Here is a 21,284-nt window from a genome sequence, read left to right as displayed (position 1 = left end):
GTCCTCCTCGGGCTTTTTATTTTTATCCCAATGGCTCGGTTTCAACCCGGACCCCAAGCTCCTGAAGCTGGGCCGGTGCCGCTGTGCTGGGGGCTCCCGTGAGCAGGCAGGCGGCTTTCTGGGTTTTGGGGAAGGCGATGACATCCCGGATGGAGGTCTGGCCGGTGAGAAGCATGATCAGGCGGTCAAAGCCAAAGGCCATGCCTCCATGGGGGGGGGCACCGGAGTTCAGGGCATCCACAAGGAAGCCGAACTTGTCTTCGTAGTCCTCACGGGAAAGGCCCAGTACATCAAAGATTTTCTGCTGCATTTCAGGCTGGTGGATGCGGATGGAGCCGCCACCGATTTCATTGCCGTTCAGCACCAGGTCATAGGCCCGGGATTTGGTTGCAAGGGGTTCGGTATCAAGCTTTGCAAAATCCTCCTCCTCGGGGGCTGTGAAGGGGTGGTGCAGGGCCACAAGGCGTTTTTCCGTTTCATCGTATTCAAACATGGGAAAACGGGTGACCCAGACAAAACGGAAGGAGCCTTTGTCCACAAGGCCCAGTTTTTCAGCCAGATGGTTGCGGAGGTTGCCTAAGGCTTCATTGACCACAGAAGGGGTGTCCGCCACAAAAAAGAGGATATCATCCTTTTCCATGTTGAGGATGCGGACCATTTCAGCCTTTTCATCATCGCTGAAGAATTTGGCTATGGGAGACTGCCATTCCCCGTCTTCCTTCACCTTGATCCATGCCAGCCCCTTTGCCCTGTAGATCCCCACAAAGCGGGTAAAGTCATCAATTTCCTTGCGGCTGAAATCCGCACAGCCCTTGGCATTGATGGCTTTGATCATGCCGCCTTTGGAAGCCACATCGGCAAAGACCTTGAAACCCACGGTCTTCATCATTTCCGTGAGGTCCACCAGCTCAAGGCCAAAGCGCAGGTCGGGTTTATCAAGGCCATAGCGTCCCACGGCCGTGTCGTAGTCCATGCGTTCAAAGGGTGTCTGGATTTCCATGCCCAGTACCTCTTTAAATACGGCGGACACAAGGCCCTCGCCCACGGCCATGACATCCTCTTCGCCGACAAAACTCATTTCAAGGTCAATCTGGGTGAATTCGGGCTGGCGGTCTGCACGCAGGTCTTCGTCCCGGAAGCATTTGACAATCTGGTAATAACGGTCAAAACCGGAAATCATGAGGAGCTGTTTAAAAAGCTGGGGACTCTGGGGAAGGGCATAAAAATGTCCTGTGTTTACCCGGCTGGGTACCAGATAGTCCCTGGCACCCTCGGGCGTGCTGCGGGTGAGGAAGGGGGTTTCTATGTCCAAAAATCCCTGATTGTTCAGGAAATTTCTGATGGCCTGTCCGGTTTTATGGCGCAGGATGATATTTTTCTGAAGGTTGGGCCTTCTCAGGTCCAGATGACGGTTCTGCAGCCGGATGGTTTCGGAAACATCCGCGTCCTCTTCAATGAGAAAGGGTGGTGTGGCAGCGGTGTTCAGGATACGCAGCTCATCGGCCATGACCTCAATGCTGCCGGTCTTAAGGTCGGGGTTTGCCATGCCTTCGGGTCTTTCCACCACAAGGCCCCGGATGGCCAGAACATATTCCGAGCGTATGCCATGGGCCTTGGCATGGACCTCAGGACTGCGTTCCGGGTTGAAGACCACCTGAGTGATTCCTTCCCTGTCCCTTAAATCCACAAAAATAACGCCGCCATGGTCCCTTCTGCGCTGTACCCAGCCCATGAGGGTAACGACGGTACCTGCATCGCTGCTGCTGAGGGCTCCGAGGTGGTGGGTTCTTCGCATGTTACCGAGTATATCAGGCACGAAAAATTCTCCTTGATGAATGATCTGAAATAATAATTGAAGGATCTGTGTAATTATTCAGCACAATTTTCCTATGGTAAATCGAATGCCTATAATCAGATGCATAGACAACCGGACCATTTGTTCGTGACGCAATCCGGCACTCAATCTGAAAAACTCAAGCCCTTTACGGGAGCAAAAATGCTTCAAGGATCTTGAGTGCCGGATTCGGGAGCTTCTTGCCCTGATATTTCAAGGCTCAGAATTTCCACAAGACTGTCCAGGGGAACGGGGCGCTGTTCTCCCGTGGCCATGTTTTTAAGGCTGACCTCACCGGCTTGAAGCTCACTGTCTCCCATGATGACCACAAAGGGGGCCGCCAGTCTGTCTGCCCGTTTCATCAGGGCCTTGAGGCTTCTTCCCGAATAGTCCGTATCGGCCTCAATGCTTTTTTCCGCCAGTTGCAGGCAGAAATCAAAGGCCTTTTCCATGGCACTCTCTCCTAAGGGGATGAAAAAAACCGAGGGTGCCGGGGTCTCCGGGGGCTTTGCCTGTGTAATGACTTCAACCAGACGGTCAAAACCGATGGCAAAACCGATGGCCGGTATGTCCGGACCCCCCAGGGTTTTTACAAGGCCGTCATAGCGGCCGCCACCGGCAACGGCACTCTGGGCTCCCAGCATGTCCGTCTGCAGTTCAAAGGCCGTACGGGTATAGTAATCCAGGCCCCGGACCAGACGTTTGTTGATCTTATAGTCAAGATTTCTCCGGTCCAGTTCCCTGCGTACCAGAGCAAAATGGTCCGCACAGGCCGTGCAGAGCTGATCCAGCAGTTCAGGGGCCTCTGTCATGGCTTTTCTGCAGGATTCATTTTTGCAGTCCAGTACCCTTAAGGGGTTTTTATCTTTGCGGCGCAGGCAGTCTTCACAGAGTTCTTCCGTATGCTGATGGATAAAGGCTTTCAGGTTTTCCCTGTAAAGGGGTCTGCACTCAGGGCAGCCCAGAGAATTGATATGGGCCGATATGCCCGTGACGCCTAAGCGTTCCATGAGCTTTGCCAGCATGAGAATCATCTGTGCATCGGCATAGGGTGAGCTGATGCCGAAAACTTCCGCATCAATCTGATAAAACTGACGGTAGCGGCCTTTCTGGGGCCTTTCCCTCCGGAACATGGGACCGATGGTATAGAGTTTTCTGATGGGCTCTGTGCCAGAGAGCTTGTGCTGGATATAGGCCCTGACCACAGAAGCGGTGGCTTCCGGTCTCAGGGTAAGATGATCGCCGCTCCGGTCTGCAAAGGTGTACATTTCTTTTTCCACAATATCTGTGGTTTCACCGATGCTGCGGGCAAAAAGCTCTGTTTTTTCCAGGATGGGCAGGCGAATTTCCCGGTAGCCGTGGCTTTCAAAAAGCCTGCGGGCTTCATTTTCAATGTGCTGCCAGAGGCTGGCCTCGGGTTGAAGAATATCTTTAAAACCTCGAATCAGTTGAATCATGGACTCCCATCCTTAACAATCCGCATCCCCGAAAAAAGGGGTAAAACATAAATAAAAAAAGCCTTAACCTTTTTTTCTTATCGCAGGCCCCCGAAAGCGTCAACCGGATTCCGATAAATCCCCAGTCTTTGCCTTTGGACTTTTCTTGCCTTGACAGGGGCGGCCAGCGGAGATAGGCACAGGAAAACAGGGTTTCAGATCTTAAAGAAGCAGTTAAAAAAACGAAGGAGAAAGAAATGGCACCGGTAAGCACCAGACACCTGCTGAAAATGAAGACTCAGGGAGAAAAAATTGTTGCGGTTACGGCCTATGACTATCCCTTTGCCCGTCTGGCGGATGCGTCCGGAGTGGACATCATTCTTGTGGGAGATTCTCTGGCCATGGTGGTTCAGGGGCAGAAAACAACCCTTCCCGTTACCATGGAAGAGATGCTTTACCATACCCGCATGGTGAGCCGGGCAGCAGAAAGGGCCCTTGTGGTGGGAGACATGCCCTTTCTGTCCTATCAGGCGGACATTGGAGAGGCTGTGCGTAACGCAGGGCTTTTTCTTAAGGAAGCCGGTGCCTCTGCCGTGAAGCTGGAAGGAGGGGCCGGTGTCTGTGCCACCATCAAGGCCATGGTGGATGCGGGAATACCCGTTCAGGCCCACATCGGACTTACACCCCAGAGTGTCCATGCCATGGGAGGCTACAGGATACAGCGGGATGAGGAAAGGCTGGTGGAGGATGCCCACAGGGTAATGGAAGCCGGTGCTTTTTCCGTGGTGCTTGAAGGTATTCCTGCACCCATTGCCCGGCGGATCACAGAGGAGATCGCCATTCCCACCATCGGTATCGGGGCGGGTGTGCATTGTGACGGTCAGATTCTTGTCATGCATGATCTCCTTGGCCTGAATCTGGGGTATATGCCCAAGTTTACAAAGCTCTTTGCCGACCTGAAGGGGGAAGCCGTCAAGGGCTTTAAGGCCTATGGGGATGCCGTTCGGGAAGGCTCCTTTCCCGGTCCCGAACACAGCTATGAATAAATGCTTTCCGGGGGCCTGCTGGCAGCATCCGGAGGTTGGCCTTTCAGGCAGCCTTGGATGATATTTTCCGGATCATGTCTTCAAGGCTTTCGTAGAAGGTGCGCCATTCCTTTTCCGGCATATCCCCTGTGAGAATCCATTCAAGGGCGTAGTTAAAGCCCAGATAGTCATAGGTATAGATGCCGTGTTTCTCCCTGAGGGCATCAATGGCCGGTCTGCACATGAAACTTAAGCATACGGGGCTTTTGTGGTCTTTCAGCAGGCATCCTGTGGCCGTATGGTATTCGCAGGGGCTGACGCCAGAGTTTTCCGGCTGATCTGCGGGGCTGCCGTAAAGGCTTTCCCTTTCCCGGCGGAGCAGGTCAAAGGACGGGTGATCCAGATCATAGACCTGATAGTATCTGTCTTTGCAGCAGGCGGCCACGGGTTTCCCGGGGGAGGCTGCAATGAGTTTTGGAATGCACACGCGGGAGCAGTAATCAAAAAAGGTGTAGAAGTGGTGCAGAAGGCTTTCCGTTTTCAGGTAACGCTGCAGGCAGGCTTCGGGGCGTGTATCCATGGCTGAATCCTTGGGGCATGATATTTTTACACATTGAGGGGAGAAAACTGTTTTTTCCCTTGGTACATCCGTGGGGGGAGTATCCGGAAGGCAGGGGGGATTGTCAAGGAAAAGCCTGAAAAGAGAACCCCTGAGACCATCGGGGAGAACGGTCTCAGGGGTCAGGGTGGAGATGGCAGGAAAATCACCTGACTGCCGGTCTGGAGGGTACCGGGCAGCCGGGTGGGGGTGTTCTGCCGCAGAAGGTATGGGGAGAAAAAACCGCCTGCGGCAGGGGTGAGAAAATCAGGCAGCCCTGTGCTGCTGGCTGCAGCAGATGCCACCGCCTGCACAGCCGTTTTCACAGGAGCAATGGTCTCCGCAGTGGGCAGTCTGGGCTTCTTCGTCGGCGAGTTCCTTTTCAAGGGCTGACATAAGGTGGGGTTTGGGCAATGTGTCTGCTTTTTCAGCGATAAAGCCTTTGCCTTTGCAGTGCTCACATACACAGCCGGCCAGAAGAATGCGTGTGACGCCTGCTCCCAGAGGGATTAACTGAAAAGGAATCTGATTGTCTGCCATATAGCCCACAAGCCATTTGACAAAGAATTCATTTTTCAGGTCAATGGATGAAAAGGTTCCCTGACTGAGCTGGGTAATCATCCGTATCTGAAAACTTCGCATCACCTTGGACTGTTTTTTAGTCATGTAAGTATCTTCCTTTCCCTGCGTATGTGGCCCTGTTCTTTAAGGGTTAAGCAGCGGCTCCCACCTCATCTGCCCATGAAAGTATGTCTTCTCTGGCGTCTTCCGGCTCGCCGTCAATCTTCAGGCCTTCAGCAATAAGAAGGCCGCCGTTTTCCTTTACTCTGTCCTCAATGACATCAACGGCACCGCAGAAGTAGATGTAGGAACTGTCACCGCATCCGAATACGGCCACTTTTTTTCCTTTAAGACCTGCATTCCCGAGGGACTCGTAAAAGGGGATAAAATCATCCTGAAGCTCTATCTCCTCTTCCCCCCATGTGGAGCATCCCAGCAGCACCATGTCAAATTTTTTAAGTTCGTCAATTTCCGTTGCCGTTACATCCTTGCAGGTGACTGTAAAGCCTTTGGCAGCCAGTTGTTTTTCAATCATCTGGGCAACGCTTTCCGTGTTGCCTGTGGAGGAACCGTAAACAATGAGGGCTGTGGTCATGATACCGTCCTTTTTGGGTTGTTTTATGCGAGCCTTTGTTTTTTAGCCATGGCGAAAGTAGCAGGGCCGTATTGTGGTGTCAAGTAATTTTTTTCGGCTTGACTAAAAATAGCTGCTCAACACAATTAATCAGGTGCATAGACAACCGGACCATTTGTTCGTGACGCAATCTTATTCGGGAGCTTCTTGCCCTGTGCGGAAGCGGCAAAAACTCCCCGCCACAGGCAGGATAAGCTTTTTGATTATCATGGCAGGCTTTAGCACGCTGCCTTTGTGGCGGCTCAAACAGTTTGCCGCTTCTTTCGCACAGGCCTGCAAAGCTCTGATCCGAAACGATTGCAATGTCACTCACAAACAGCCCGATTGCCTTTTGCTGGAACCAATATTTTGAAATTAGGGCATAATCATGCAAAAAAAGGTGCTGAATAATTACGACTAAATAATCTTCTAGCGACGACTGATCCCGGTTTTTTTGCGGTGCGCAGGCTTATTCTTTGCAGGTCATGGATGAAGGGGCAAAGCGGTTGCCCGCAATAAGGGGAAGATCCGTGGGGCCTTCATCGGAGGGTGCAGGATCTGCAGCCTTTGCCAGAGCGGAGGTGATGGCGGAACGGCTGGATGAGTCCAGCATGCGGAGGCATTTACCGTGTTTTCTGCAGATATCCTTGACAAGACCGCAGGCGCCATGGCTGTTGCAGGTGACGGGGCAGAGGACGAGGTCTGAACGGCGCACACGGGCTTCCAGGGTTTGTCGGCCGCCATGGATGCAGCCGTCATGGTACTCAAAGCGACCTCCTGATTTTTCTACGGCGTGGCGGTAGAGGGACTGCATGCAGGGCCTGCCGCCGACCACGAGAATGCGTTTATCCTCCAGGGAGGGGATCTCTTTTTTTTCCGCAGATGAAATGGCCTGCCGTTTGATGGGGGCCTCTTTCTCTGTCCGGGACGGAATTTTTTCGGTCTCCGTATCGCAGCGGTATGCTTTTCTTTCTTCTTCAAGCTTTCTCACCCTCTGTATCAGGGCCTGATTTTTTTCCTGTGCGCGGCGGAGGCGTTCGCCAAGGGTTTCAATGATCTCTCTGGACGTTTCATCCTTTTCCGTTACAGCCGTGGTGCAGGCCTGCCTTGTACGGGCCTCTTTTTTCAGGGTTTGAATTTCCGCACGCAGAAGATCCTGTTTCTGCCGCTCTTCCTTCTGTATCCGCCGGGCTGTCTCCCTTTCTTCGGCCAGAAGTTTTTCAAGCCTGGCCATGGATCTCCGGGCTGCCAGCAGATCCCTTTTTGCTGTATGGCCCAGCATGTGCAGGGTGCCGAAGGCTTCTGCATGCAGGGAGGGAGAAATGTCGGACCTTGAGGCGATGATATAGAGGGGAAGCTCAAGATCTCCTGTTTCAATACCTTTGCGCCAGAGTTTACGGACTTCCTGCTCCGGCGTATGCAGCCATTCTCTGGACAGGGCATCAAATTTTTTTTTCAGGAAAGTATCAATTCTGCGGGCCACCCGTGTTTCCGTGTCAATGTTTTCCATGACAGCGGCATGGAGTCCTGCGGGACAGAGGCGGCTGACGCAGATGCCAGCTTTTTTGAGCAGTTTCTGATGATCTTCCACGGAAAGGCAGGTGCCCACCAGAGGGCATTTCATGGTCTGGGGGATTTCCCAGAGGGCAAGGAAACGGGCTTTTTGGCATATCCATGTCTGTTCCGTAGAAAAGGGGGCCAGAAGGGAGAGGGGATTGTTCGGGGGCATGGGTGTCATGGCTGCTCCTGAAAAGGGTTAAGTTTTTCAGGAATAATCCTATCAAAAAAAGTTTGTGTCAACTAAAAAAATGCGTCTGTATTATTTTTGGAGCATGAATGATGAAAATTGTACTTAAGGAAGGGCCTGTGCAGGGGGCAAAATGGCCTCATGGGGCAAATCAGCATCATTTTTTGCCTTGTCCCCCAGGCTGGGGAAGAAAAAGATTCGTCCCAGATCATCGCTGGTTCCGGGAATACCGTCCCTGCCGGAGCTGCGCAGGGAAAATCCCAGCCTGTCCTCTGTGGTTTCATAGTGCAGGGCGTTTCCCCAGCGGTCAATGGGCAGATGGTATTGGGGCTGACCGGCAAACACCTGCTTCAGCCACCGGTCCATTTCTTCCGGGGCCGGGAAGGTGCCCGTTTCCCTGTGATGTTTCTGCAGGGCCAGAGCAATTTCCTGTAAATCCTGTTGGGTGTTGATTTCATGCAAAACATCCAGGGCAATGGCCTGTAGATCATCTGCGGTGCGGGGCCACAGCACAAAAAAGGCCAGAAGCAGTGCTGCATAGGCAGGAAAGCGTAGCCATCTGATTTTTGAAGTTAAGATTTTTTCCATAAAATAAAGAATAGCAGGATGTTTTTTTTTATGCCAGCAAAAACAAAAAAACGCCCCGGAAGGGGCGTTCATTATTTCTTAGATACTGTCAGGGCTGCTTACCGGGTTTGTTTTTCATCTGTATCCGATAAAGCAGTCCGTCAACCTTACAAACTCAGCAACCGTAAGGGTTTCTGCCCTGCGCCTGGGGTCAATTCCCGCTTCAGTCAGAAGCTTTTCCGCATTTTGGGGCGTCAGTTCTTTCAGGCCGGAGGCAAGGCTGTTTCTTAAGGTTTTGCGTCTCAGGCCAAATGCCGCCCTGACCACATCGAAAAAAAGTTTTTCATTTTTTGCCTGCAGCACAGGTTTTTCAGTAAAAGTCACTTCAATGATGGATGAATCGACCTTTGGCTTCGGGTAAAAAAGATGAGCTTTGACAGAAGTAAGGATGCGGACACTTCCGCAGTACTGCATGGCCACGGAAAGTCTGCCGTAATCCCGGCTGCCCGGAGCTGCCACAATACGTTCGGCCATTTCTGTCTGTAGCATGAACACACCGCGTGCAATACGGTGGCGGAAGGCAAGCAGGCGGATAAGAATCTGGGATGAAATATTGTAGGGAAGATTTCCGATCACAAGCGTGTTACGGCCTTCGGCCAGCATGGGTTCCAGGTCCACCTTGAGAATGCTGCCGGAATGTACGGTAACATTCTTGCAGTCTGCAACACGTATTTCTGTTTCCAGCAAAGGGATGATTTCCCTGTCCAGCTCAATGGCATGGACATGAGCTGCCCTTCGGGCTGCGGGAAGGGTCATGGCGCCAAGGCCGGGTCCGATTTCAATGATTGTCTGGCCGCAGGCTTCACGGATACCCGCCCGGTCCAGAATCATTTCCGGGGTGGAGGGGTCTGTGAGAAAATTCTGCCCCATTTCTTTTTTAGGTTTCAGGTTCCAGGCTTTAAGGAGGGTCTGGGGTGCTGTCATTCTTAGGGTTGTCCTCACTGGGTAAAAGTCTTTCGGATGCAGATGCCCGTAACAGGCGCAGTGTTAGATAGTAGGTACCAATGGCCACGGGAATACCCATGATGACGCCGCCAAGGAGGGAGGCCCATAATACAGGAACTTTGCCATGAATAAGATGACCGGCTTCATGGATTTTTTCCTGCAGGGTGCCGGGACCGTTGAAATGGTAGGCAAGGGTAAGGATTTCATCAAAGCTTACACCCTGTACCCTGGTTACTGTGACACCCAGCCAGTATGCGGCGTAATAAAGAAAAGGAATGGTGACGGGGTTGGATATCAGGGTGCCTATAAAGGCTGCGGGTATGCTTCCCCGAAGCAGAAAGCCAAGGATAACGGCCAGGATGGTATTTAAGGGTATGGTGGGGGTCATGGAGATAAAAACACCGATGGCAAATCCCCGTGCAACATAGGGCTTTTCACCACTAAGCTGCTCAAGTTGTCGATAAATATGAATGAGGCGTTGTTTCGGCGTCATGGTGCCTGACAGATTGGGGTTGAACGGAAGCTTTGTTAGTGCTGCTGTCGTAACTGTTCAGCACAGCTTTCCAAGTACCATAGCTGCAAGACAGATGCACAGGCCCCAGGCATTTGCCCGTGACGCAATCCGGCACTCAAGCTGAAAAACCCAAGCCCTTTACGGGAGCAAAAAAGCCTATGGATCTTGAGTGCCGGATTCGGGAGCTTCTTGGCCTGTGCGGAAGCGGCAAAAACTCCCCGCCACAGGCAGGATAAGCTTTTTGATTACCATAGCAGGCCTTGGTACGCTGCCTTTGTGGCGGCTCAGACAGTTTGCCGCTTCTTATTAGCACTCCGGCACTCAAGCTCAATAAAGTTGTATTGTTCTAAATGATTGGCTTTTGGTTTATGGCTTGAGTGCCGGACGAAACTCTGATCCGAAACGATTGCAATGTCACTTGCAAATAGCCACGGAGCCTTGCAACAGTACGAAGCTGCTGAATAATTACCTGCTGTCTTTGTTTTTATTAAGCGGTTGTGGAACAAGGGGAGGGCAGGATCCGCAGCATTTAAAAAAACCTGATATGGTTAACATGAAATCTCTGGGCGGGCAACTGAATCTGCTGAAAAAATCTTATGTATCCCGCCGGTTCACCGCCTAAGGGATCGGTGGTGGTTTTTGCAGGTTTTCTGGGGATGATTTCTGATTGTGTATCGGAATGTGTGATAATTTTATGCGGAGGATGTTTTTACTTGATGGGCTGACTGAAAACAGGGTTTTTGGTTGCTTTTTTAGGTTTATGGGCTCTTCCTTTTTTGGTGTGAAGCAGATTTTTGTAGATGTTTTTTGGGTATAAAGAATTCTTTACTTGAATTTTTTACAGGAAAACGTATTTTTATTTCATGTCTTCTTTTGATTGCTTATATGAATTATAACCCGCATGGTATGAAGGAGTGCCCCATGGCCAGAAAGAAAGCCGCACGTCCTGTTTTAAGCGATCTTATTGAGCAGGTTCTGGATCAGCATGATATCCCGAAACGAAAAGATCTCACAGATCTGATGGGCAGGATGATTCAACTGGAAAACCTTTTAAAACAGATTCATCTGACGGTGGGGATGGATACGGCCAGTCCCCGGAAAAGCAGCAGCCGCAAGGGGAAACGTTCCGGTCTTAATGCAGGCAATGTGGTTCTTTCTGTCATGAGGGAACATGGCGGGCTGATAGAGTTTAAGGAAATCCGTGAAAAAACGGGATACGATGACAAAAAACTCCGCAACATTGTTTTCCGTTTATATAAGACAGGGAAAATACACAGGGAGAAGCGGGGAACCTACCGGGTAATTACCGACACCATAGGAGAAGATTCCCTGGAGAGCTTATGATTTTTTGTAATTATTCAGCATATTTTTCCCTGAAAGATTGTGCTTTAATTTCAAAATTTTTGTTCCAGCAAAAGACAATCGGGCTGTTTGTGAGTGACATTGCAATCGTTTCGGATTGCGTCACGAGCAAAAGGTCCGGTTGTCTATACTCCTGATTAAAGGTATTCGATTTACCAAAGGAAAATTGTGCTGAACAGCAGCTCACGCCCTGCTAGGGCGTCTTGTCATAGAGTAACTTGTGCAGGATTCAAACTCATTTCGATCAGTGATGGATAATTGGTAATTTTTTAAGCTTTTGAATTAAAAGAACTAAATTCAAGTTACTCAGAAGTTACTATTTTTTTAAGTAATGATTCAACACCCTTTTATTCTGGTAATCAGGATACCTGTCAGGCAGTGTCTTGGGTGTTGTTTTATTGTTTTGAACCTAGACTTTTTTTTATGTCTGAAGCTTTTTCTATGAGACCTGTTCTGATTTGAACAGATGAAAGGATTTTCTTTTTTCATGGATATGATAAAAGATAGAGATATAAATGGTTTATGTGAAGGCCAGCGCATTGGCGGTTATATTGTAAAAAAAACAGCCTCTCTTCCGGAGATCCGGGGAGAATACTATGCTCTGGAGCATGAATCAACGGGTGCACGGCATGTGCATATCGCCTGTGATGACAGTGAAAACACCTTTGCCGTAGGTTTTAAAACCGTACCTGCGGATGAAACGGGTGTGGCTCACATTCTGGAGCATACGGCCCTCTGCGGTTCTGCCCGGTATCCGGTGCGGGATCCTTTTTTTTCCATGATCAAGCGCAGTCTCAATACCTTCATGAATGCCTTTACGGCCTCGGACTGGACCATGTATCCCTTTGCCACCCAGAACAGGAAAGATTTTTACAATCTTTTGGGGGTTTATCTGGATGCGGCCTTTTTCCCGAAACTGGATGTCTTAAGTTTCCGGCAGGAGGGACACCGTCTGGAGTTTGATGAAGAAGGTATTCTGCAGCGTATGGGGGTTGTGTACAATGAAATGAAGGGTGCCATGAGCTCACCTTCCCAGATCATGGGCCGGGGGCTGCTCAAAGCCCTGTATCCGAATGTGACCTATGGGCATAACTCCGGTGGTGACCCGGCCTTTATTCCTGAGCTGACCCATGAAGACCTGCTGGCCTTTCACAGCCGTCATTACCATCCCAGCAACGCCTGGTTTTTCACCTACGGCAACATGCCCCTGAAAGATCATCTGGCAGTGATTGAAAAAGAAGTGCTCTCCCGTTTTACACGTCTGGATCCCAAAACCGATGTGCCTTCCCAACCCAGATGGGAAAGCCCCAGAAAGATCCGGGAAACCTATCCTGCCATTGCAGGGCCGCATCTTGAAAGGGAATGTCAGGCAGCCCTTGCATGGCTGACGCCGGATATTCTGGATACCCGTTCTGTGCTGGGATTTGTTCTTCTGGAGCAGATTCTTCTGGGGAATGCGGGAGCGCCTCTGCGTAAAGCCCTCATGGATTCCGGACTGGGAACGGCCATCTGTGACGGTGCGGGGTTTGACGGTGACAACAGGGATACGGCTTTTTGCTGCGGCATGAAGGGAATGGCAGAAGCGGATGCGGCGGCACTGGAGACGCTGATCATGGATACCCTGAAGGCCCTTGCGGAAAAGGGGATTGAAAGGGAGCTTGCGGAAGCGGCCATTCATCAGCTGGAATTTCAGAAAAAGGAGATTTCCAACAGTCCCTATCCCTATGGTCTCAAAATGATCATGGGCATGGCAGGTACCTGGTTCCATGGGGGCGATCCTCTGAAGGTGATTCAGTTTGAAGAGGATCTTGAAGCCATCCGCAGTGAGCTGGACAGGGGGTATTTTGAAAATCTGATCCGTCACTACCTTCTGGAAAATCCCCACAGGGTGCTTTATATTCTGGCCCCGGATACGGAAAAACAGCGCCTCATGGATGAAAAGGAGCGCAGGGAACTGGACGCCCTTGCTGCATCCCTTCAGGAAGAAGAAAAGAAGAGAATTCTTGAGGAGGCGGAAATACTGAAGAACCTTCAGGAGGCCGAAGAAGACCTTTCCGTTCTGCCCACCCTTGACCGTGAAGATATTGATCCGGGAATCCGCATTGTAGATCCCCTTGAACAGCAGGGGAGCCTTATGTGTTACGATGCGGCAACATCCGGCATTGTTTATGTGAATCTGGCCTTTGGCCTTGCGGGGCTGGAACCGGAAAAAGAGGCCCTTGTGCCTTTGTTTTCCCACGTTCTTACCCGTATGGGTACAAAGAAGATGGATTATGTGGCTGTGGCCCGCAGGGTGGACGCCTGCACGGGGGGAATCGGAGCCATGGGCCATGCCCGTACCCGTATGGATGATGGCAGGCTGTCTCCCTTTATCACCCTTTCGGCCAAGGCACTGGAGAGAAACCTCTCGCCCATGCTGGAGCTTCTGGAAGATTTTACCGTATCCTATGATTTTTCTGATACGGAGCGCTTGAAAAAGCTTTTGTTTGAATACAGGGCAGCCATGGAATCTGCCGTGGTGCAGAGTGGTCATCGTCTGGCCATTTCCCTTGCCTCAAGAAACTTAAGCCCCGGCTGTGCCCTTTCCGAAGAGTGGGGAGGGGTACATCAGCTCAGGCGCATCAAAGAGATCACGGATCAGATCAAGGCCGGTAAGGATGATATCCTGAACCGTCTGCAAAATGATTTCAGGGATATGGCGGAAAAGATTTTTACAGGGAACAATCTCCGTGCAGCCCTTGTATCGGAAAAGGATATCCGGGATGGGGCCCGTAAAGGACTGGAAACCCTTCAGGGGAATCTGGGAAGCAAGGGCGCTCTCACTTTCACCTCGTCCCGGTCTTCGGAAATGTCCGGAGAAGGTATCCGTGAAGCCTGGACAACGGCAACGGCGGTGAATTTTGTGGCCTCAGCTCTGGATACTCCCGGAATGGATCATCCCGATGCGCCTGTACTGGCCGTGATTGCCAAGCTGCTGCGCTCGGCGTATCTGCACAGGGAAATCCGGGAAAAAGGCGGGGCCTATGGTGGTTTTGCCCTTTTCAATGCCGAAGAAGGTGTTTTTGCCATGGCCTCCTACAGAGATCCCCATATCAGAAGAACCCTGGATGTTTTTGCATCTGCAGCAGATTTTCTGGCTTCGGGCCACTTTGATGAGAGGGACATTAACGAGGCCATTTTACAGGTGTGTTCTGAAATTGACAGGCCGGATACGCCCTCTGCCGCAGCCAGAAAGGCTTTTATGCGGAATCTGGCAGGTCTTTCCGATGGGGCCAGAGTGCGGTTTAAGGAACGTCTGCTGCAGGTGAACAGAAATGCCGTATGCGAGGTGGCTTCCCGTATCTTTGTGAAAGACAGGATACTGCAGGGAGTGGCGGTTATTACGGGTGAGGATATTCTGGCAAAGGAAGAAGTGAATCCGCCACTGGTATCCCATAGAATCTGATGGGCAATGGGTGGAAAAATGATGGCGGCTTTACCTTTGTGACGTTTCTGATAATATCGTTTTCAGTGTTTTACAGATAAGGAAAGCGGTGCATGTCAGATCTCAGGTCTGCCCGCTCTGCGGTGGTTTTTCAGAAGGTTTCGGACTGCTGGAAAATCGCCGTTTGTTTTTCTGCTCGCCCCTTTTGGGTGGAAGGAGGATATGAAATGGCTCAGGAAAGAAAAATTTATATTACGGAAAAGGATCTGGAACGTCTGGAACGTCTGGTGGAAGCCACGGATAAGCGGGGAAAGCTGGGGGAACATCTGGAGCGGCTGATGGATGAGCTGGATCGTTGTGAAATCGTGGAGCCCCAGGAGGTTCCTGCGGATGTCATTACCATGAACTCAAAGGTTCTTTTAAAGGATCTGGCAACGGAAAAGGAAGCGGAATGGACCCTGGTTTTTCCCGGCAAGGCGGATATTGCCCAGAACCGGATTTCCATTCTGGCACCCGCAGGGATTGCCATGATCGGTCTTTGTGTGGGAGATGTGGTTACCTGGCCCACACAGGATGGGGAAAAGCGGCTGAAGGTGGAGGCTCTTTTGTATCAGCCGGAAGCGGCAGGGGATTATCATCTGTGAAATTTCATGGTTCGTCCCCCGGATGGAGTCCGGGGAACGAACCTGTGTCTGGGAATCATCGCACGGATTCAAGATACCTGCCTTGCCTGCCCTTTCAGACCACGACGGACGCAGGTTTATTACCCATGCTGTCTTTTATGCCAGTGCGTCCAGTGCTTCCAGTGCCGCATCAAAGTTGGGGTCCTGACCGATTTCCGGCACAAGTTCCGTATAGGCCACCCTGCCGTCCTTATCAATGATCACCACCGCACGGGCCAGAAGCCCCCGCAGGGGACCCTCCGTAAGGGTGACGCCATAGGCTTCACCGAACTCAGGGTTGCGGAAGGTGGATGCGGAATGAACATCTTTTAAGCCCTCACTGCCGCAGAAACGGCTGTGGGCAAAGGGAAGATCCGCAGAAATGCAGAGGACAACGGCTTCGGGTCGTTTTCCTGCTTCGGCATTGAAACGTCTGACCGATGCAGCGCATACCCCCGTATCAATGCTTGGGAATATGTTCAGTACCCGTTTTTTTCCTGAAAAGTTTTCAAGACCTGTTTCGCCCAGATCCGCTGAGGTGAGTGTGAAATCCGGTGCTTTGCTTCCTGTTGCAGGCAGGTTGCCTGATGTCTGGAATGGGGAACCTTGAAGGGTAACTGTGGCCATGGGGTAAGCTCCTTTTGTCCTGGGTTGAAGGATACATGTATCTTATTGTGAAACATGGGGACGGGACAGGCTTTCGTCAAGGCTGGGCAGCGTTTTTAAATGAATCGGCAAAAGCCTGCGGAAAAAGCGCCATGACTGCTGCCATGTTCAGAGAATGCCAAGGTCCATGGCTTTTAAAATCTGTCGTGCCTCCTTAAAGTCTTTTTTTATTGCCACAGCCCTTTCAAAGAGGACCCTTGCCTTTTCCATATCCTTCATATCCATACAGATTCGGCCCATATTGTAATAGATATTGGGTTCATGGGGGTGAATTTTTAAAGCCTTGGTATAGTGGGCCATGGATTTTTTGTGGTCCCCCCGTTTTCTGTAGATGATCCCAAGGGAGTTGAAAACGTTGAGGGACTCATATCCGAGTTCCAGCATTTCCTTTAAAATATCCTCAGCATGGCCATCCTGTTCCCGCTCCATGTAGATCTGTGCGGCATGATGCATGTAGGTATCCGCAAGATCCTCCCTGCCCATGGCAAGATAGGCCCTTGCCATGGCTTCATAGGCCTTTGCAAAAAGCCGGTCCATCTGGGTGGCCTTTTTAAAGGCATCAATGGCTTCGGGGTATTTTTTCTGGATACTTCGAATGTAGCCTATGTTGTAGTGGTATTCCGGTCCTTCCTTCTGGTCCAGCACGGATTTGAGTTCCATGATCCCCTCTTCATTTTTGCCTGCATTGATGAGGGCGGTCCCTTTTTCCACCTGTTTTTCTGTTTTCTGTATGACGGGATCTTTTTTTACCCCCATGTTTTTAAACAGCTTTTCCTGAAGGGTTTTTGTGGAAAAGGGGAGGACAATGAGACCACTGACACCGGCATAACCGGCCTTCATGACCTTGAGGCTTGTAAACTGATCATCCGTAAGGAAAAAAGGTGTGTAGATGAAATCCTGTTTTTTCCGTATCCGGTTTAAAAAGCGCAGGCCCTCAATATTTTCTGTTTCATAGGCACAGATAAAACAGGATATTTTTTTTCTCCTGCTTTCCTCCATGGCTTCTTCAGAATCCTTAAGGGGCAGGATGTTGATAAACCCCAGAGAATTTACGGAACGGGTTAATTCCGCAAGTATGACGGGATCTTCATGGAGTATGAGAACAGGGGCACTGGCATCGGAAGCGGACCGGGATGGCATGGGCATGTCATATGATGTCAAGGCGCACGTTCCTTTGAAGGGGAGTCTTGGCTTTATGTTTTTTCATGCTGCGGGAATCTTCAATGAGGGTTCTGATTCGCCCGATGGTCTGTGGCATGGCCTCAGGGGATATATGAAAAAGAAAATAGTGGCTGTCTTCTCCATGGTATTCCAGAACTTTCATTGCCAGATGATAGCACCTGTCTTCTTCTGTATCAAGCGGGGCAAGGGGAAGGGCTTCAAAGAAAATTTCTCCCCATGAATTGCGTAGCAGAAGCCCTGCCTTATACTTTTCAGGAGATCCGTATAAGGCAACGATGATTCTTTCCCAGACAGGTTCCTTAAGAAAGACCTCATCGGAGATGGGCATCCAGGGCTGCAGAGCCAGAAAAATTGTGGTGCAGTTTTCTTCCTTTTCCAGAGAACCGAAGATTTTAAAACCACCCGGCATGTTCAGGGTGTTTTTTCCCGGTTTGTAAATACCGTTGGCCATGGCCCAGCCCAGAACCCGAAGCAGGCAGGTATCAGAGAACAATAGTTTTGTGCCGGCACATAAACACCAGAGAGCATCCGGATTTTCCGGCATTTTTATGCCGAGACAGGGGAAGGAAAGGCTTTTTAAAAAAAGGGATGAGCGGGGCAGGCGGTTTTTCTGGTCCTGTTGCATGACGCAGCGGGCTTTGTTGGCAAGGATGAGGCCATCTCCATTGTCATGGGATTTTTCCCCCTCGTTTTCCAGGGAGTGCAGATACAGCCGGACAATGGTCCGGATCATGGCCTGGTCCAGAAGTTTTTTTTCCTCTTCATGCCAGAGCGTATAATTCAGAAGTTTCTGGAGGCGGGGAGCGGTCAGCTGCCATTTTTTTACATAATGGTTCAGTATCTTTCTTTTGGGGGAACCGTCTTCCGGCAAGGCAACGGCAGGAAAACCGGATAAACGGAAAAAGATGGCAACTTTAGCTTCTGCCAGACTTGCGCTGTCTCCCCGTTTCCCATGGAAGGTGAGAACCCTGTCAAAGGCCTTTACATAGGGGTCTTTGGTGTAATCATCCATATGGGGATGATTGAAATTCTGTCTGATTTCATTGCAGAGCAGAGGAAGTGCTGCTTTTTGACCGCTGCCCTGATAGCTGGCTGTGATACTGGCTTTAATCAGGGCCTTGGAAGGATCTTCCGACGCTTTGCATATCTGCCAGAGAAGTCCCTGCTGAATGACACGGTGGGGAAGGGGTTCGGGGGGGCAGCCCAGATCAAGGTATTCTTCACAGGACTCCGTATATTTGCGAAAAACTTTTTTTTCCTCATCTGTCAGGCCGGGAGGCAGAATGGCCCACAGCGGAATTTTGCCGGTAATCATGAGAAAGGTTCTGTAAAATTCTTCCTTGATCAGAAAAGGAGGGGGCTTGGCCATGACCTCATCTGTCATATCCAGAATGTTTTTTTGCAGTTTTTCTGCCGTATGTATGAAAAAGCTGATTTCCTGGGAAAATTTTTTTTTACCATAGGTGGTGATGCGCTGCAGTTTTTCCTGAAAGGCAGAGAGCTGATGCCTGTCTGTTTGGCTGGGATCAATAATTACCCAGAAGTCAAAGTCGGATTTGGCTGACTGGGTGAAGGTTCCGAGACTTCCGATGTGATAGAGTGCCTGTACCAGAGGATTTTGTGATGGAAGGCAAAGATGTTTTTTTATTTCAGGTCTGTTTTTTTGCAGCTCCTTTGCCATGCCTGAATTTTCGTAGTGCCATAATCCGGGATGGCCCTTGAAAGAGGGAATATGGGCTGGAAATTCCGGGTCATTTATGTGTATAAGAAAAGGAATTTCTATGAAAAGGGCGAGTTGGGCCGGGGACATATAGCGTAGCATTTCCCTTAACCGGGATATGTTATAAAAAATAAAATTGTTTTTATTCTGCTCCACCATACGCTTTATATTCTGCATGGCAGATCTCCTGTCTTTTTGCTTTTTTATGATAAAGACCATGGTTTAATGATTTTGCAGGAAGATTTTTGGTTTGTCCATATCCTGTGGGTGTGTCTGTCTGCTTTACAGCTGATTTTTTGTAAGATTTAAAAAAATAAACTGAAATCATTCGTGGGGAGAAAAGCAATGGGGAAGGAAGGTAAAACAGGTTCCGGTATTGAGCTTGACAAACTGGATTTACCGGACATTCCCGAGCTGAATGCCCTGGATGTGTCAGGTGAAGGAACGGATGGTGGGATAGCGCTGGATGCCCTTGATCTTCCGGATATGCCTGAGCTGAATGATCTGAATACGTCAGGGGAAGGAACGGATGGGGGGATAGTGCTGGATACCCTTGGCCTTCCAGATATCCCTGAACTGAATGTCCTTGATGAAGCTGGCGAAGGGGGGGAGCAGGAAGGGGCTGACCCGCTGAAGGCTATGGGGGAAGAAGACAGGGCTCAGGAAACGGCAGATGAGGGAATGCTGGATGGGATACTGGAAAGCCTTGATAAACAAATGCGATCCGGCAGCTTTCTCCATACCTTCATGGCCCAGATCAGCGAAATTAATGAGGTTGTAAAAAAAGAGTATGCATCCAGCCATGACATTGCCCAGGTGATTCTAAAGGATGTGTCCGTTGCTTCCAAGGTACTGTCACTGGTGAATTCCGCATATTACGGGCGCTTCGGTAAGGAGGGTATTTCCAGTATTTCCGAAGCCATGGTGGTTCTGGGTACGGATACTGTACAGGAAACCGCATCCTCACTGCTTTTGTTTGAGTTCATGCAGGATATTGCAAAAAGTGATCTGCTGAAGGAGCGGTCCCTGACCAGCCTCATGCGGGGGATCATGGGCAGACAGATGGCGGAGAAGGCAGGGTATGGAGAAAAATTTTCCTTTCATCTTATCTGTATGCTCTATGATATCGGTGAACAGGTGCTGATTTTCTGTAAGCCCGATGTTTACAGAAGAATGGAGATCTTTGCCATGCGTCATCGGATGGACAGGGATCAGGTGGCCAAGAAAATGCTCGGGGTTTCCTGCAGTGAGATTGGCAGGGGAATTGCCATGGGCTGGGGGTTTCCCAGAGCCATCCTGGAAGGTCTTTATCCTTTTAAGGAATTTGAGGACAGGGGAAAGCTGACAACCCGGGACCTGAAACGCATTGTGGCATCCTTTACCTATGAGATGTGCAATATGGATTCTTTCACGGATCTCAGGGAAAGAAGACTGAAAATAGAGGAAATTGTAAAACGTTACAGCGGCCTCATTGCCATGGATGCGGCATATGCGGAGTCTTTGCTGACCCATGCCATGGAGCAGGTGGAAAGGCATGCCCGTGTGCTGAAGATCCGTTTGACAAATACCCGGTTTGACAGGGGAGTGGGCAGCCTTTTTGCATCAATGGAGTCAGATGCTCCGCTGGATATGCCCGAAGAAGAGATGCCGCCGGTGGAAATACAGGCCTCATGGATAGCCGACAGAATTCTTGCCATTGAAAAACTGCTGGCTGCGGAGTTTCGTCTGGGGGATGTGCTTTTACAGATTATTACGACAATCTATAAGGGATTTTTTTTCTCAAGGATTGCCATCTGCATTCTGGACAAGGCAAGTGGTCTTATGAAACCCCGTTTTGTCCTTGGGGATGATATGGCGGAGTTCAGCCGTGTGTTTACATTCCCCCTCCGGCAGGATGGGCTGGATATTTTTAATAAGGCACTGCGAACCGGATTTGATATGGTGGTGGAAGATACGGATCAGGCAGACAGGAACAGCAGGGTGCCGGACTGGTATCTGAAAGCCGGTTTTGCCAAATCCTTTGCCCTTTATCCCCTGATTCTGCAAAAAAAAGTGGTGGGGCTGATTTATGTGGACTGGAACAGGGAGTCGGCACAGCGCTATTCCGGCGAGGTGAAGGAGTGGATGTACAGGTTGAAAAATCTTACCCTGATGGCCATTGATAAAAGCAGAAAATAATATGAAGTTCTTTTTGCTTATATAAATGTTTCCTAAATTCCCGATAAATTATACACCTACAAACGTTATACAAAGTGCTAAAATTGGATGTATGGCTTTGAGATTAAAGTTTTTATTTGTTGTTTTTGGCTAAAAATAATTTTCAAAAATTTTAAAAAACTGCTAGTTTTGCCCCCTTGAAGGTATAATA

Annotated in this window: 18 protein-coding genes; 5 read left to right on the top strand and 13 right to left on the bottom strand. The window is 50.0% G+C overall.

What is annotated here, in order from left to right; all coding sequences use genetic code 11:
- Window positions 1–22: 22 nt before the first annotated feature.
- Together aspS and hisS are read right to left on the bottom strand one after the other, a co-directional pair.
- Window positions 23–1,816, bottom strand: a complete 1,794-nt coding sequence (gene aspS / locus LZ24_RS14085) for an aspartate--tRNA ligase (RefSeq protein ID WP_144686233.1) — start codon at window positions 1,814–1,816, stop codon at window positions 23–25.
- 185 nt (window positions 1,817–2,001) lie between these two features.
- The gene (gene hisS / locus LZ24_RS14080; protein WP_144686230.1) at window positions 2,002–3,291 is read right to left on the bottom strand and encodes a histidine--tRNA ligase; all 1,290 of its coding nucleotides are present in this window, start codon (window positions 3,289–3,291) and stop codon (window positions 2,002–2,004) included.
- Window positions 3,292–3,527: 236 nt separating this feature from the next.
- Here hisS and panB point away from each other — a divergent pair, with 236 nt between their 5' ends.
- The gene (gene panB / locus LZ24_RS14075) at window positions 3,528–4,316 is read left to right on the top strand and encodes a 3-methyl-2-oxobutanoate hydroxymethyltransferase (RefSeq protein ID WP_144686228.1); all 789 of its coding nucleotides are present in this window, start codon (window positions 3,528–3,530) and stop codon (window positions 4,314–4,316) included.
- 43 nt (window positions 4,317–4,359) lie between these two features.
- Here the strand turns inward: panB and LZ24_RS14070 are convergent, their stop codons facing one another.
- The 8 genes from LZ24_RS14070 to LZ24_RS14035 all read right to left on the bottom strand — a co-directional run bounded on the left by LZ24_RS14070 (window position 4,360) and on the right by LZ24_RS14035 (window position 9,879).
- On the bottom strand, window positions 4,360–4,875 hold the full coding sequence (locus LZ24_RS14070) for a hypothetical protein (protein WP_144686226.1): 516 nt from the start codon (window positions 4,873–4,875) through the stop codon (window positions 4,360–4,362).
- 285 nt (window positions 4,876–5,160) lie between these two features.
- A complete protein-coding gene (locus tag LZ24_RS14065) occupies window positions 5,161–5,559 on the bottom strand; it encodes a hypothetical protein (protein ID WP_144686224.1) in 399 nt (132 codons plus the stop codon).
- Window positions 5,560–5,605: 46 nt separating this feature from the next.
- Window positions 5,606–6,049 carry a flavodoxin gene (locus LZ24_RS14060; RefSeq protein WP_144686222.1) on the bottom strand — a complete coding sequence of 148 codons (444 nt, stop codon included), beginning with the start codon at window positions 6,047–6,049 and terminating at the stop codon, window positions 5,606–5,608.
- Between the two features lie 79 nt (window positions 6,050–6,128).
- Window positions 6,129–6,461 carry a hypothetical protein gene (locus tag LZ24_RS14055; RefSeq protein WP_144686220.1) on the bottom strand — a complete coding sequence of 111 codons (333 nt, stop codon included), beginning with the start codon at window positions 6,459–6,461 and terminating at the stop codon, window positions 6,129–6,131.
- Window positions 6,462–6,536: 75 nt separating this feature from the next.
- Entirely contained in the window at window positions 6,537–7,805 is a 1,269-nt protein-coding gene (locus LZ24_RS14050; RefSeq protein WP_144686218.1) for a DUF2325 domain-containing protein, read from the bottom strand.
- A 114-nt stretch (window positions 7,806–7,919) separates the two neighbouring features.
- The gene (locus LZ24_RS14045; protein ID WP_186443164.1) at window positions 7,920–8,402 is read right to left on the bottom strand and encodes a type II secretion system protein GspG; all 483 of its coding nucleotides are present in this window, start codon (window positions 8,400–8,402) and stop codon (window positions 7,920–7,922) included.
- A 114-nt stretch (window positions 8,403–8,516) separates the two neighbouring features.
- Window positions 8,517–9,365, bottom strand: coding sequence for a 16S rRNA (adenine(1518)-N(6)/adenine(1519)-N(6))-dimethyltransferase RsmA (gene rsmA / locus LZ24_RS14040; RefSeq protein ID WP_144686214.1), 849 nt, complete (start codon window positions 9,363–9,365; stop codon window positions 8,517–8,519).
- Window positions 9,340–9,879, bottom strand: coding sequence for a DUF2062 domain-containing protein (locus tag LZ24_RS14035; protein WP_144686212.1), 540 nt, complete (start codon window positions 9,877–9,879; stop codon window positions 9,340–9,342). The genes rsmA and LZ24_RS14035 overlap by 26 nt, the downstream gene beginning before the upstream one ends.
- 942 nt (window positions 9,880–10,821) lie before the next feature.
- Here LZ24_RS14035 and LZ24_RS14030 point away from each other — a divergent pair.
- The 3 genes from LZ24_RS14030 to rnk all read left to right on the top strand — a co-directional run bounded on the left by LZ24_RS14030 (window position 10,822) and on the right by rnk (window position 15,330).
- Window positions 10,822–11,244, top strand: coding sequence for a hypothetical protein (locus tag LZ24_RS14030; RefSeq protein WP_144686210.1), 423 nt, complete (start codon window positions 10,822–10,824; stop codon window positions 11,242–11,244).
- A gap of 505 nt (window positions 11,245–11,749) precedes the next feature.
- Complete coding sequence (locus LZ24_RS14025) at window positions 11,750–14,707, top strand: insulinase family protein (RefSeq protein ID WP_246118605.1); 2,958 nt, start codon at window positions 11,750–11,752, stop codon at window positions 14,705–14,707.
- A 206-nt stretch (window positions 14,708–14,913) separates the two neighbouring features.
- Window positions 14,914–15,330, top strand: a complete 417-nt coding sequence (gene rnk, locus LZ24_RS14020; RefSeq protein ID WP_144686208.1) for a nucleoside diphosphate kinase regulator — start codon at window positions 14,914–14,916, stop codon at window positions 15,328–15,330.
- Between the two features lie 135 nt (window positions 15,331–15,465).
- On the opposite strand, the gene tpx is transcribed toward rnk, so the two are convergent.
- The 3 genes from tpx to LZ24_RS14005 all read right to left on the bottom strand — a co-directional run bounded on the left by tpx (window position 15,466) and on the right by LZ24_RS14005 (window position 19,093).
- Window positions 15,466–15,975: a thiol peroxidase gene (gene tpx / locus LZ24_RS14015; protein ID WP_144686206.1), complete on the bottom strand. Its 510-nt coding sequence runs from the start codon at window positions 15,973–15,975 to the stop codon at window positions 15,466–15,468.
- A gap of 147 nt (window positions 15,976–16,122) precedes the next feature.
- Window positions 16,123–17,175 carry a tetratricopeptide repeat protein gene (locus LZ24_RS14010; RefSeq protein ID WP_144686204.1) on the bottom strand — a complete coding sequence of 351 codons (1,053 nt, stop codon included), beginning with the start codon at window positions 17,173–17,175 and terminating at the stop codon, window positions 16,123–16,125.
- A complete protein-coding gene (locus tag LZ24_RS14005; RefSeq protein ID WP_186443163.1) occupies window positions 17,162–19,093 on the bottom strand; it encodes a class I adenylate cyclase in 1,932 nt (643 codons plus the stop codon). The genes LZ24_RS14010 and LZ24_RS14005 overlap by 14 nt, the downstream gene beginning before the upstream one ends.
- Before the next feature lie 168 nt (window positions 19,094–19,261).
- Here LZ24_RS14005 and LZ24_RS14000 point away from each other — a divergent pair, with 168 nt between their 5' ends.
- Window positions 19,262–21,094, top strand: a complete 1,833-nt coding sequence (locus tag LZ24_RS14000) for an HDOD domain-containing protein (RefSeq protein WP_144686200.1) — start codon at window positions 19,262–19,264, stop codon at window positions 21,092–21,094.
- The last annotated feature ends 190 nt before the right edge of the window (window positions 21,095–21,284 follow it).

Source organism: Desulfobotulus alkaliphilus (genome assembly GCF_007830435.1).
GTDB lineage: Bacteria > Desulfobacterota > Desulfobacteria > Desulfobacterales > ASO4-4 > Desulfobotulus > Desulfobotulus alkaliphilus.
This window is presented reverse-complemented; position numbering and strand designations above follow the sequence as displayed.